General features: G+C 69.4%; 12 protein-coding genes. 5 read left to right on the top strand and 7 right to left on the bottom strand.

Annotated elements, in window-relative coordinates:
- Positions 1–2: 2 nt before the first annotated feature.
- Both AB0E14_RS18100 and AB0E14_RS18095 read right to left on the bottom strand, forming a co-directional pair.
- Entirely contained in the window at positions 3–758 is a 756-nt protein-coding gene (locus AB0E14_RS18100) for a hypothetical protein (RefSeq protein ID WP_362418426.1), read from the bottom strand.
- Positions 759–828: 70 nt separating this feature from the next.
- Positions 829–1,095 (bottom strand): WhiB family transcriptional regulator, encoded by a 267-nt coding sequence (locus AB0E14_RS18095; protein ID WP_362418315.1) that lies wholly within the window; start codon positions 1,093–1,095, stop codon positions 829–831.
- 239 nt (positions 1,096–1,334) lie between these two features.
- Here AB0E14_RS18095 and AB0E14_RS18090 point away from each other — a divergent pair, with 239 nt between their 5' ends.
- The 5 genes from AB0E14_RS18090 (at position 1,335) to tuf (ending at position 6,738) form a co-directional block, all read left to right on the top strand.
- The gene (locus AB0E14_RS18090; protein WP_362418312.1) at positions 1,335–1,784 is read left to right on the top strand and encodes a helix-turn-helix transcriptional regulator; all 450 of its coding nucleotides are present in this window, start codon (positions 1,335–1,337) and stop codon (positions 1,782–1,784) included.
- A gap of 597 nt (positions 1,785–2,381) precedes the next feature.
- On the top strand, positions 2,382–2,753 hold the full coding sequence (rpsL, locus tag AB0E14_RS18085; protein ID WP_003948652.1) for a 30S ribosomal protein S12: 372 nt from the start codon (positions 2,382–2,384) through the stop codon (positions 2,751–2,753).
- Positions 2,754–2,755: 2 nt separating this feature from the next.
- The gene (gene rpsG / locus AB0E14_RS18080) at positions 2,756–3,226 is read left to right on the top strand and encodes a 30S ribosomal protein S7 (RefSeq protein ID WP_362418309.1); all 471 of its coding nucleotides are present in this window, start codon (positions 2,756–2,758) and stop codon (positions 3,224–3,226) included.
- Positions 3,227–3,265: 39 nt separating this feature from the next.
- Positions 3,266–5,395: an elongation factor G gene (gene fusA / locus AB0E14_RS18075; protein WP_362418306.1), complete on the top strand. Its 2,130-nt coding sequence runs from the start codon at positions 3,266–3,268 to the stop codon at positions 5,393–5,395.
- Positions 5,396–5,544: 149 nt separating this feature from the next.
- The gene (tuf, locus tag AB0E14_RS18070) at positions 5,545–6,738 is read left to right on the top strand and encodes an elongation factor Tu (RefSeq protein WP_362418303.1); all 1,194 of its coding nucleotides are present in this window, start codon (positions 5,545–5,547) and stop codon (positions 6,736–6,738) included.
- A gap of 210 nt (positions 6,739–6,948) precedes the next feature.
- On the opposite strand, the gene AB0E14_RS18065 is transcribed toward tuf, so the two are convergent.
- From AB0E14_RS18065 to AB0E14_RS18045, 5 genes are read right to left on the bottom strand one after another with little or no spacing between them, the layout of a single operon-like run.
- Positions 6,949–7,650: a tpaF gene (locus tag AB0E14_RS18065; RefSeq protein WP_362418300.1), complete on the bottom strand. Its 702-nt coding sequence runs from the start codon at positions 7,648–7,650 to the stop codon at positions 6,949–6,951.
- Positions 7,647–9,272 (bottom strand): tpaE, encoded by a 1,626-nt coding sequence (locus AB0E14_RS18060; RefSeq protein WP_362418297.1) that lies wholly within the window; start codon positions 9,270–9,272, stop codon positions 7,647–7,649. The genes AB0E14_RS18065 and AB0E14_RS18060 overlap by 4 nt, the downstream gene beginning before the upstream one ends.
- Before the next feature lie 14 nt (positions 9,273–9,286).
- Positions 9,287–9,898, bottom strand: coding sequence for a TOMM precursor leader peptide-binding protein (locus AB0E14_RS18055; RefSeq protein ID WP_362418294.1), 612 nt, complete (start codon positions 9,896–9,898; stop codon positions 9,287–9,289).
- 23 nt (positions 9,899–9,921) lie between these two features.
- Complete coding sequence (locus AB0E14_RS18050; RefSeq protein WP_362418291.1) at positions 9,922–11,268, bottom strand: YcaO-like family protein; 1,347 nt, start codon at positions 11,266–11,268, stop codon at positions 9,922–9,924.
- A 43-nt stretch (positions 11,269–11,311) separates the two neighbouring features.
- On the bottom strand, positions 11,312–12,469 hold the full coding sequence (locus AB0E14_RS18045; protein ID WP_362418288.1) for a hypothetical protein: 1,158 nt from the start codon (positions 12,467–12,469) through the stop codon (positions 11,312–11,314).
- Positions 12,470–12,508 lie beyond the last annotated feature (39 nt).

Below are 12,508 nucleotides of genomic sequence, written 5' to 3'. Positions count from 1 at the left end.
CTTCAGCACGTGCGCTCCTCGTTGTCCGTGGCGGTCGTCGCGTCCGTCGTGTTCATCGCTGTTTCGATCTCCTCCGCACGGGTGCCCGACGCGTTCGCCAGCTCGGCCCACTCCGTCTCCGGCCACAGGTGCCGGTACGCCGGGTCGTCCTGGCAGCCGCAGTCGTCCACCGTGCACGTGCAGGCCGGGTTCACGCACAGCACCGCACGGCGGTCGGGGAACGCCCGCAGCGACACCGAGTCGCACCACGGGCAGCGGCCCGAGACGCGGACGACCGTCTCCGTGTCGCCGAGCGTCCGCGCGCACCGCCGTGCCATCCGGCGCAGCTCGTCGCGCACGTGCCGGGCGAGGTCCGGGTGGGCCGCGATCTCGTCGAGCAGGGCCATGGTGCGCCGCAGCCGCTCCACGACCGGGGCGCGGCCGGGGCGGGGGAGGCCGAGCCGGGCGCGTACCGCCTCCTCCAGCTCCACCACGCCGTCCGTGATGTCGCGGATCGCGTCGGAGACGTGGAGCCGGATCGGCGCGGCGCCGTGGCCGGGGACCACGAGGCCGTGCCGCTGCTGGAGCAGCAGGGCCTCGCGGCGCTCCTCGCGGATCAGCTCGTCCCGGCCGGGGTGCGGGGCGGCGGGCGCGGCACCGGTCGGCGAGCGGCGGCCGGGCGCGAGCTCCTCGGCGAGCTCGGGGAACTGGCGGGCGAGGGAGGCGGTCCACAGGGCGATGTCGGTGAGGATCCGGTCGGTTGCCGGTTCGGTGAGGATCCGTTCGGCGGTTGCCTCGGCCGGGAGCCGTTCGGCGGTCGGCGCGGCTGGTGTCCGTTCGGCGGCGGGCTCAGCCACGGGTGGTCCCGGCGGTACCGCGGGTGCGGCGGGCGGCGACGGGGCGGCCGTTGCGCCAGAGGCGGCCCGCGCACACGCCGTCGAAATAGCTCTCCGCGGGGGCCACGGCGGCCTCGCACTGGCGGCGGACCGGACAGGCGACGCACGCGCGCAGCGCCGGAGCGGCCTGCTGGGGGCGGCGGGCGAAGACGACGGACGGGGAGAGGCCGACGCACGCGGCGGCGGCCTGCCAGGAGGAAGAGGGTTCGGTCAGGAGCAAGGTTCTTCTCCACGGTCCGGGCCACCGAGCCCTGGGGCCGGTGCGACTCCTGGGACTCATGAGGCCGACGAGTGCGACGGCGAATGAGAGAGTGACATGTTGCGTGCGGGCGCGCAACAAGTTTGTGGAGTCACCTTCACCGATTCGACACGATTGCGTGCCCAAAAGCACGTAATTCTTTGCGCGCAAGCACGCTAGAGTGAGGCGCCCGGAGGTGGGGGAGTTAGAGGGAGCGTTACATGAGCACTCAAGGGCTCGACGAGTTCGCAGGCTGGGTGGAAGGCCTGATGAGAGCGCGCGGCTACGACATCGACAGCCCGCGCGGCGGAGGAAAGTCCCGGATCGCGGACGAGGCCGGCGTGCACCGCGCCGCCGTGACCCGGCTGCTGCAGCGGCAGAGCATGCCCGACCTGGAGACCATGCGCAGGATCGCCCCCCTTCTCGGGGTCTCCGTACGCGACATGCTGATCCGATCCGGCCGGGTCACCCCCGACGAGCTGCCCCTTGCCGCGGACCTGCTGCCGCCCGGCGACTGGCAGCCCACCATGGAGGACTTCGCCCGCTGGCTCGGCGTGCCGGACGAGCGGATGGGTGTCTTCGTCAAGGTCGTCAACCAGTTCCTGGAGCCCGGCGACGAGGAGGGCGAGCCACGCGCCCCCGGCGAGCCCCGCCGCGCCACCCGCGACTGACCAGGGCGCCGGCTCGGCTGCGGGTGCGGCCGGTGGCGCGCCCCCGCCCCGGCCCCCTGGGGAAGGCTCGGCCGGGGGTGTGGCCGGTGGCGCGCCCCCGCCCCGGCCCCCTGGATAGAGCTCGGCCGGGGGTGTGACCTCGGGCGCGCCCCCCGGCCCCCGGAGGAGAGGTCGTGCCTGCGTCTCGGCCCCTGGAGGGGGTCCGCGGGCCCTCCCTGGCGCCGGTCGGGCCCCGCCCTCCCCGGCGGCCCCCGAGCCGCCGCTCGGTGGCCCCGTCACCTCCGCTCGCGGGCTCGCTGCGGCGGACGGCGCCCCGGACGTCCCCGGATTCGTTCTCCCGGGCCGGTCGGCCCCCGTGCGCGTGGGCATTTGTTTTGACCGGAGTCCATGCGATAGGTACGCTCAGACCTTGTGCCTGGGGTGTGCCTGGGCTCGTGTGCGTGTCCTCAACCGCATGGCGAGTTCAACTACGGCCACCGCAATCTGCGCCCCTTTCCGCCTTCGGCGGAGGTCCGCAGTATTCGACACACCCGACCGCGTGGGTCGGTGGCGTGTTCCAGGTTAGTTTGACGACGGCACACAGAAACCGGAGAAGTAGTGCCTACGATCCAGCAGCTGGTCCGGAAGGGCCGGCAGGACAAGGTCGAGAAGAACAAGACGCCCGCACTCGAGGGTTCCCCTCAGCGTCGCGGCGTCTGCACGCGTGTGTTCACCACCACCCCGAAGAAGCCGAACTCGGCCCTCCGTAAGGTCGCGCGTGTGCGTCTGACCTCGGGTATCGAGGTCACGGCCTACATCCCGGGTGAGGGCCACAACCTGCAGGAGCACTCCATCGTGCTCGTGCGTGGTGGCCGTGTGAAGGACCTGCCGGGTGTTCGCTACAAGATCATCCGCGGTTCCCTCGACACGCAGGGCGTCAAGAACCGTAAGCAGGCTCGCAGCCGCTACGGCGCCAAGAAGGAGAAGTAAGAATGCCTCGTAAGGGCCCCGCCCCGAAGCGCCCGGTCATCATCGACCCGGTCTACAGCTCTCCTCTTGTCACCTCGCTGATCAACAAGATCCTGCTGGACGGCAAGCGCTCCACCGCCGAGCGCATCGTCTACGGCGCCATGGAAGGCCTTCGCGAGAAGACCGGCAACGACCCGGTCATCACGCTGAAGCGCGCCCTGGAGAACGTCAAGCCGGCTCTTGAGGTCAAGTCCCGCCGTGTCGGTGGCGCCACCTACCAGGTGCCGATCGAGGTCAAGCCCGGTCGCGCCTCCACCCTCGCGCTCCGCTGGCTCGTGGGCTACTCCCGCGCCCGTCGCGAGAAGACCATGACCGAGCGCCTCATGAACGAGCTCCTCGACGCCTCCAACGGCCTCGGTGCTTCGGTCAAGAAGCGCGAGGACACGCACAAGATGGCCGAGTCCAACAAGGCCTTCGCGCACTACCGCTGGTAGTCGCAACCCACATCGAGACCGAGAGAAGACTGAGCCGATATGGCTACCACTTCGCTTGACCTTGCCAAGGTGCGCAACATCGGCATCATGGCTCACATCGACGCGGGCAAGACGACCACCACCGAGCGGATCCTGTTCTACACCGGCGTCTCGTACAAGATCGGTGAAGTCCACGACGGCGCTGCCACGATGGACTGGATGGAGCAGGAGCAGGAGCGCGGCATCACGATCACGTCCGCCGCGACGACCTGCCACTGGCCGCTCGAGGACGTCGACCACACCATCAACATCATCGACACCCCGGGCCACGTCGACTTCACCGTCGAGGTGGAGCGTTCGCTCCGCGTGCTCGACGGTGCGGTGACGGTGTTCGACGGCGTCGCCGGTGTCGAGCCCCAGTCCGAGACTGTCTGGCGTCAGGCGGACCGTTACGGCGTTCCGCGTATCTGCTTCGTCAACAAGCTCGACCGCACGGGTGCCGAGTTCCACCGCTGCGTCGACATGATCGTGGACCGCCTCGGCGCCGTCCCGATCGTCATGCAGCTCCCCATCGGTTCCGAGATGGACTTCCAGGGTGTCGTGGACCTCGTCCGCATGAAGGCCCTGGTCTGGTCCGCCGAGGCGACCAAGGGCGAGATGTACGACGTCGTCGACATCCCGGCCTCCCACGCCGAGGCCGCTGAAGAGTGGCGCGGCAAGCTGGTCGAGACCGTCGCCGAGAACGACGACGCGATGATGGAGCTCTTCCTCGAGGGCACTGAGCCCACCGAGGAGCAGCTGTACGCCGCGATCCGTCGCATCACCATTGCCTCCGGCAAGGGTGGCGGCACCCCGACGGTCACGCCCGTCTTCTGTGGCACCGCGTTCAAGAACAAGGGCGTTCAGCCCCTGCTCGACGCGGTCGTGCGCTACCTTCCCTCCCCCCTGGACGTCGAGGCCATCGAGGGCCACGACGTCAAGGACCCCGAGGTCGTCGTCAAGCGCAAGCCGTCCGAGGAGGAGCCGCTGTCGGCCCTCGCGTTCAAGATCGCGAGCGACCCGCACCTCGGCAAGCTCACCTTCGTCCGGATCTACTCCGGTCGCCTGGAGGCCGGCACCGCGGTGCTGAACTCCGTCAAGGGCAAGAAGGAGCGCATCGGCAAGATCTACCGCATGCACGCGAACAAGCGTGAGGAGATCGACTCGGTGGGCGCCGGCGACATCGTCGCCGTCATGGGCCTGAAGCAGACCACCACCGGTGAGACGCTGTGCGACGACAAGAACCCGGTGATCCTGGAGTCCATGGACTTCCCGGCGCCGGTCATCCAGGTCGCGATCGAGCCCAAGTCCAAGGGTGACCAGGAGAAGCTGGGTGTCGCCATCCAGCGTCTCGCGGAGGAGGACCCCTCCTTCCAGGTCCACTCGGACGAGGAGACCGGCCAGACCATCATCGGTGGTATGGGCGAGCTTCACCTCGACATCCTCGTCGACCGCATGCGTCGCGAGTTCAAGGTCGAGGCCAACGTCGGCAAGCCGCAGGTCGCGTACCGCGAGACGATCCGCAAGGCCGTCGAGCGCGTGGACTTCACCCACAAGAAGCAGACCGGTGGTACCGGTCAGTTCGCCAAGGTGCAGATCGCGATCGAGCCCATCGAGGGCGGCGACGCCTCGTACGAGTTCGTGAACAAGGTCACCGGTGGCCGCATCCCGAAGGAGTACATCCCTTCGGTCGACGCCGGCGCGCAGGAGGCCATGCAGTTCGGCATCCTGGCCGGCTACGAGATGACTGGCGTCCGCGTCATCCTTCTCGACGGTGCGTACCACGAGGTCGACTCCTCCGAACTCGCGTTCAAGATCGCCGGTTCGCAGGCCTTCAAGGAGGCCGCGCGCAAGGCTTCTCCCGTCATCCTTGAGCCGATGATGGCCGTTGAGGTCGTCACGCCCGAGGACTACATGGGTGAGGTCGTCGGCGACATCAACTCCCGCCGTGGCCAGATCCAGGCCATGGAGGAGCGCAGCGGCGCTCGCGTCGTGAAGGGCCTCGTGCCGCTTTCGGAGATGTTCGGCTACGTCGGAGACCTCCGCAGCAAGACCTCGGGTCGCGCAAGCTACTCGATGCAGTTCGACTCCTACGCCGAGGTTCCCCGGAACGTCGCCGAGGAGATCATCGCGAAGGCCAAGGGCGAGTAACTCACCCGAGTGCACGCTTTAGGCTTGACACCGTACGCCGGGGCTCGGACTTCGAACCCGAAGAGGAGCCCCCGGCGGACGGCATCCCAGCAAAGATCACCTGGCGCCGATGAGTAAGGCGTACAGAACCACTCTCCAGGAGGACCCCCGTGGCGAAGGCGAAGTTCGAGCGGACTAAGCCGCACGTCAACATCGGCACCATCGGTCACATCGACCACGGTAAGACGACCCTCACGGCCGCCATTACCAAGGTGCTGCACGACGCGTACCCGGACCTGAACGAGGCCTCGGCCTTCGACCAGATCGACAAGGCTCCTGAGGAGCGCCAGCGCGGTATCACCATCTCCATCGCGCACGTCGAGTACCAGACCGAGTCGCGTCACTACGCGCACGTCGACTGCCCCGGTCACGCTGACTACATCAAGAACATGATCACGGGTGCGGCGCAGATGGACGGCGCCATCCTCGTGGTCGCCGCCACCGACGGCCCGATGCCGCAGACCAAGGAGCACGTGCTCCTGGCCCGCCAGGTCGGCGTTCCGTACATCGTCGTCGCCCTGAACAAGGCCGACATGGTGGACGACGAGGAGATCCTGGAGCTCGTCGAGCTCGAGGTCCGTGAGCTCCTCTCCGAGTACGAGTTCCCGGGCGACGACCTGCCGGTCGTCAAGGTCTCGGCGCTCAAGGCGCTCGAGGGCGACAAGGAGTGGGGCCAGTCGGTCCTGAACCTGATGGCCGCCGTCGACGAGGCGATCCCGCAGCCCGAGCGTGACGTCGACAAGCCGTTCCTGATGCCGATCGAGGACGTCTTCACGATCACCGGTCGTGGCACCGTCGTCACCGGTCGTATCGAGCGTGGTGTCCTCAAGGTCAACGAGACCGTCGACATCGTCGGTATCAAGACCGAGAAGACCACCACCACGGTCACCGGCATCGAGATGTTCCGCAAGCTGCTCGACGAGGGCCAGGCCGGTGAGAACGTCGGTCTGCTCCTCCGTGGCATCAAGCGCGAGGACGTCGAGCGCGGCCAGGTCATCATCAAGCCCGGTTCGGTCACGCCGCACACCGAGTTCGAGGCCCAGGCCTACATCCTGTCGAAGGACGAGGGTGGCCGTCACACCCCGTTCTTCAACAACTACCGCCCGCAGTTCTACTTCCGTACCACGGACGTGACCGGCGTCGTGACCCTCCCCGAGGGCACCGAGATGGTCATGCCGGGCGACAACACCGCCATGTCCGTCGAGCTGATCCAGCCCGTCGCCATGGAGGAGGGCCTCAAGTTCGCCATCCGTGAGGGTGGCCGGACCGTCGGCGCCGGCCAGGTCGTCAAGATCACCAAGTAATCCACTTGGTCGATCGGGGTGACCCGGTTGCTCTGAACTGAGCACACAGCACCAAGCAAGGGCCCGCACGGCATCGCCGTGCGGGCCCTTCGCCGTCCCGTGCCGGTCGCGTGCCCGCCGTGGGGCCGCGCACGGACGACCGTGGCCCGCACCACCACTCGGGTGGGGCGGGCCACGGTCATGAGCCGTCTCGCGGGGACGGCGCCCCGCTCAGTCCTGCGGGGGATGTGCGTACGTGGTGGCCAGCAGCGAATGGCGGGAAGACCCGTCGCTCTGGACCAGGCGATGCACGGACGAGGGGATGAACCCGCCGAACAGGGTGCCGACGAGCCCCAGGGCCTGGAAACGGAAGTTCAGGTCGTAGGTCGCCATCGCCACGCGGTTGGCACTGACGCGGTAGCCGTGCGCCCCGGCCCAGGTGTCGGCCTGGTCCAGGTCGGCGTACATCGCCACGATCCCCGCGGCCGTCGCGAACTCGCGCTGCACGCCGAGGTTCTCGAGCGGCCCGATGGCATCGAGGCCCGCGAGGTGCCAGCTCCCCTCGGCCGTCACGCGGTACAGGCCCGGCGGGACGCCCTCGCTGCGGAGCGCGAAGACGAAGCCCTCCAGAGGGCCGGCCTCGGCATCGAGTCCCCAGTCGGTACGGTCCCTGCGGATCACCTCGCCCAGCAGGGACAGGACGGCCTCCGTGCGTACCGGCCGCGGCGCGTAGTGCAAAGAGGACCGCCGCCGGTCCAGCGTCTCCCGCAGGTCGTGCACCGGTCGGAGCTCGTCGGCCGCCACGGCCGGCTCGACGGGCACGGCGTGCGGGAACTCCACCGGCCGTCGCTCCGCCGCGCGGCCGTCCGACGTGCTCGACCGGGAGCCGAAGCCCTCCAGCACGGCGGTCATGGACGTCAGATCGCTTCTCATGCCGTACCTCCCAGGGTTGCCACCGCGGCGACGGGCTCGTCGGACGGCGTCGTGCCGAGCACCCGGGCCAGCGCGTCGTCGTCCCAGTCCTGACGCGGCGCGAAGGCGAGCCCCAGGTGCTCGGCGACCTCGCGGGCCGCGGCCAGATTGCATCCGGCGTCCAGGAAGACGAGCCGGAAGCCGAACGTGCCGTACTTGGTCATGACCTTCTTCAGATCGCCGGTGACGACGATCTCGCAGGGCGCAGAGCCGTCGGGCACCTGGCTGGAAACAGCCGCGAGCGAATGACTGCCCTGGGCGTACACGTAGGTCCCCGCGGGCAGGACGCGATCGTCGCGCAGCACCACGTAGGCGGTGGTGCAGCCGATGTTGCCGGAGGCCGCGGTCCACCGCTTGACGCGTTCCGGGGTGCTCTCCTCGTCCTTGACGCCGAAAGCGATCTTCAGCACCGTGCTCAGGGACTCCAGGGTGAGCGGGACACCGCCGCCGGACGGATCGGGCCGCCGGGCCCCGGCGAGGGAGGCGAGATCGGCCTCGGGAAGGGCAGTGTGCCGACGGCTCGGCCAGTCCTTGAACTGCGCCTGCAGCCGGAGGTTGGACGCGTAGTAGTGCGCCTGGTGGTCCTTGGGGGAGAGGAACGACCGCGGTGGCATGGCCACCGACGCCTCGTAGACGGATCCGGCCGGCGCCCGCGGCGCGAGCGGACCCGCGGTCCAGGAGCACCGCGAGCATCCCGGCCGGACGGTCGCCGGCCGGTACACCGTGGTCAGGGTCGAGGTGTCCGTCACGCTGGAGTCGGTCGGGAGATGCGAGATGGCGGCTCGGGCGAGCAGGGCGACGACGTGGTGCGCGGTGACCCCGGCCACGAGGTCGGCGAGGGGCGCGGGCAGCTCGCCGGACAGCTCCGCCTCGCCGTGGCTGCCGCACTCCAGGCAGGGAGTGAGGGAGGCGTCCGCGTACGGGCCGACCGTGAACGCCCGGGCGTCGGCGCGTACCCGCAGCAGGGGCTGGCCGTCCTGCCTGCACCGTTCCTCGGTGGCGGCCAGGAGAGCCGTCGAGTCGACCGTCTCGAAGAAGACGGTGAGCTCTCCCGGCGTGCCGGACGGGCCGGAGGACGCCGGGGAGAGGGGCACGTCCGCCAACGACCGACGGGCCGCGGCCACGAGCGCGGGGTCGCCTTCCAGCCGCACCGAACGGTCGGCCAGGCGGGTGACGGCATCCGCCCAGGACAGGTTCGCGCCCGTGGAGTTGCCCAGCCTGGACAGGAAGACGGCCCACTCGGGAGCCACGTCCGGTTCGTCGCCCGCCGGGGCCTCCTCGACAGCCCCGGCCGTCCAGAGCAGGGCCAGGCACTTGTAGACCGTGGCCTCGGCGAACCCGACCTTCTCCGCCAGCTCCGCGTGGCCGCGGGTGCCGTCGCACGCCTCGGTGAGGGGGATCAACCCCTCACGGGCGAAGGCCCCGGAGAACACCTGGGACCGATCCGCCCCGTCGAGCACGACGGCGTCCCCCGAGCGGCGCATGCGTACACCGCGCCGCAGGACGGGCCTGACGGGGACCATCAACTGCATGTCCGTCCGGGCAGCCTGCCCGATCTGTTCGGCCTTCATTTCGGCAACCATGATCAACCTCCTCCTTACCGCAACAGTTCCGGGAACGGCATCGCGTCGTCCGGGCGCTCCCGCGCGAACCGGTCCCCGCAGCGCGGGCAGCGGTCGACCGACACCGTGGACGCCGCGGAGACGGCGCCCGAGACGAGGCTGAAGCTGCGCACGGTGCCTCCCGTCGCGGCCGGTTCCGCGGTGATGTCGGCGAGCGCGAGGTCCAGCAGGCCGGATGCGACGGCCAGGTGCAGGGGGCCGAACCCCTCGGGCAGACCGACGAGGGCCGCGTCCATGTCGTACGGGCGGGCCGTGCCCGCGTGTTGCGCGGTGCGCTTCCGGTAGCAGGCGTAGCAGGCCGTTCTGCCCGGGGCCACGGCCGGCCCGCACAGGAGCTTGGTCGGCAGCAGCTGGAGCCCGACGGACGGGGTGCCACGCTCCGCGCAGACCCGGTCGACCTCGTCGCGGAGTTCGGGTGCCCCGCCGGAATGGACGGGGACGACGACGTCCGCGTGCGGGGCCGAACCGTCGAGGAACTCCTCGAAGGACACCCGGAGTTCCCCCGGCACGCGGCGATGGTCGGCGAGCTGTCGCCCGAAACCGTCGCGCACGAGATACAGGCATCGCGGACGAAGATCCTGCGCCATGGTGCTCTGCTCCTTCTTCCCGCTCATGCGAACGCCTGCGGCTCGGGGTTCAACGCGTCCTCGGGGTGGCTGGTGAGGCCCATGGCCCGGGGCGCCTCGTACAGGCGTGGGGTGCCGAGAAAGCGCTCGGCGTGGACGAAGGACACGGGCATCGCCTCCGGGACGAGCACCTTCACCGCCCGCATCCCCACCTGGCGTGCCTCGTCCGTGGTGATGTCGACCACGAGTGCCTCCGCCCCGCGGGCGGCGAGCCGGGAGACCACGTCGTCGAGGGGATCCGCCCCGGCGGGCAGGCCGGGCATGGCGTCGAGACCGTATGCGGGGCGTTCGCCGTCCAGCAGGAAGTCGAAGATGTGGCGACGCTCGGGGGGCGCGTTCCGGACGGCCCCGCCGACCACGCTCACCTGGGAGGGGTCGACTTCGCGGCCGGCGTACGTGGAGACGTAGCCGCGCAGGGCGACCCGCAGGGACGCCAGCTCGCGGTAGATCTTGCCCAGTGCCTTCTCGGGGCGGACGTCACAGGTCGCGGCGACGATCTGGGCGAGCGTCGGATCGGACTCGGAGAGCTGGACGCCGTAGATCACCGGGACACCGAAGTCCGTCGTCGCGTCGAACAGCCGGACCTGGAGGTCGGTGGAGGTGCCGACCCGGTGGAGCTCCCGGGTGTCCGCGTCGAGGAGGTCGGGGTCGACGTGCAGTTCGGGCAGGCGCAGCCGCTGGAGCCAGACCAGCGCGATGGAATCCCGCTCGACCACCTCCAGCAGCCCTCCGAGCACGGCGGCCCGGACGTCGGAATGCACCGCCGCCCCTGTCGTGATGCCGCGGGTGAACTTCTCGGACTCCGAGGAGTAGGGCATGTGCAGGTACACCGAGATGGCGGGGACCAGCACGGGCACCTGGCGGGTGAGCGACCACGCCCGCACCCACCGGATGGGGACGGAGGGGTCGTACTCCGTCAGTCGGCAGTCGTCGTGCGCCAGTTCCGTGGCCGAGCACCTGGGCCACCGTGAGGGCGAGACGAAGTCCTCGGTGAGGTCGTTCTCCGCGGCGACCACCATGGCGTCGTCGTCCCACGCGCACGTGGAGTACCGCTCGAGCGCCTCGGCGACGGACAGCAGTCGGGCCCGGTCGGGTGTGAGCCCCGTACCCGCGCCGTCGGAGTTTCCGGTGTCCTCGTCGGCCGCCCACGTCCGCAGGTTGGAGAGCGCGCGGGACGGCACCCCGAGGTACGAGAGCTGGACCGCGAAGGGCGGCTCGCCCTCGCGCACCGGCAGCGGTGCGGTGCGGGACACCAGTCCGTACGGGGAGACGAGTTCCTCCAGCCGGCGCAGCTCGTCCGGAATGGGTTCCGTGTGCCTGTTCACATACATGTGGATCTTCTTCCTGCGGTCGTGTGTCCGCTCCCGTGCTCTGTCACGCGACGGCCGGCGAGGGGAGGGCGGCCATGGTTTTCGCGAGCCCGTCGAGGTCGTCCTGGAGTTCCAGCATCGATTTGCCGCAGACCTCCTCGTTGGCACGTGCGACGACGTAGCAGAAGACGTACCGCTCCGCGAGGCTGAAACCGAGGGTGTAGAGCGAGCTGTAGAGCAGGCTCGTCTGCAGCCGGAAGGCGAGGAAGTCGGCGTCGCGGTGCATCAGCCGGTCCAGTTCGGGGCTGGGCGGCGTGTGGAACCGGGTGGGCTCCACCGGGGCGCCCCGCTCGCGGACGAGGTCTTCGAGACTGTGGCCGGCGTTGACGAGCGAGCCGTCGAGGAAGGCCTGGGACAGGTGGCCGGAGTCGGCCGTGATGAGCTCCGTCCAGCCGCGGACCTGTGCATCGTCCGCCGGTTCGACGTCCGGGTCGCCGCAGGCCTCGATAAATGCCCGTACAGCAGGCCCGACCTGTTCGTAGAACCGTGCGCAAGCCGATTCGAATGAATCCGGATTCTTGGTGCGAAGAAATACCGCTTCGAAATGCGATCGGTAGCTCAGCATGCGGACAGAAAGCAGCTCTTTGAATTCTAGATCTGCCGTGAATCGCTGCGGAGAATGAATAAGAGTGGCACGCATATGGGCGACCATGAGTCGGAGCGCGCCGAGTGCTCTCGACAGCTGGTTCTCGTCCTCCGCTGCCTGGTTCAGGAAGCCGAGAAGCGTCGGTGCGGCCTTCTGGAAGAGCCTCTGTGAGGAATCGGAGAATCCGGTTCCGCTGAATCCCGCGTTCCACAGGGGGGACGGGACCGCGTCGCGCGGCACCTCGTCGACGCCGGCGTCGCAGCCGTGGTGCCGGGCGAGTCTCTGCACGTCAGACCGGATCTCGTCGGGGTTCGACACCCCGTCGAAGCTGACCTGGAGGACGTCTCCGCCGCCCCGCCCGTCCTGGGTACGGACGAAGTAGTAGGGGCCGTGGCGCCCTACCAGTTCTGGCGAGAACAGCGCGCGTAGGAGTGGCGCAAAAGTGTCGGTGTATTTTGCGCCATCGGGCTGCGGGATGCTGGCGAAAACATGCAAGAAGAAGCCCCCAGTGGTGAGTGCGCGCCATGCGGGCGCCCGCGTGATCTTGGTCCGACCGTAGCCCGAATGGTCAAGCACAAGGGCTCGTCAACCCCTGTGATCTAAGTCACGTAGGCC

This window comes from Streptomyces sp. NPDC047981 (assembly GCF_040653315.1).
Lineage (GTDB): Bacteria > Actinomycetota > Actinomycetes > Streptomycetales > Streptomycetaceae > Streptomyces.
Note: the sequence above shows the minus strand (reverse complement) of the source record. Positions and strands in the feature narration are given on the sequence as shown.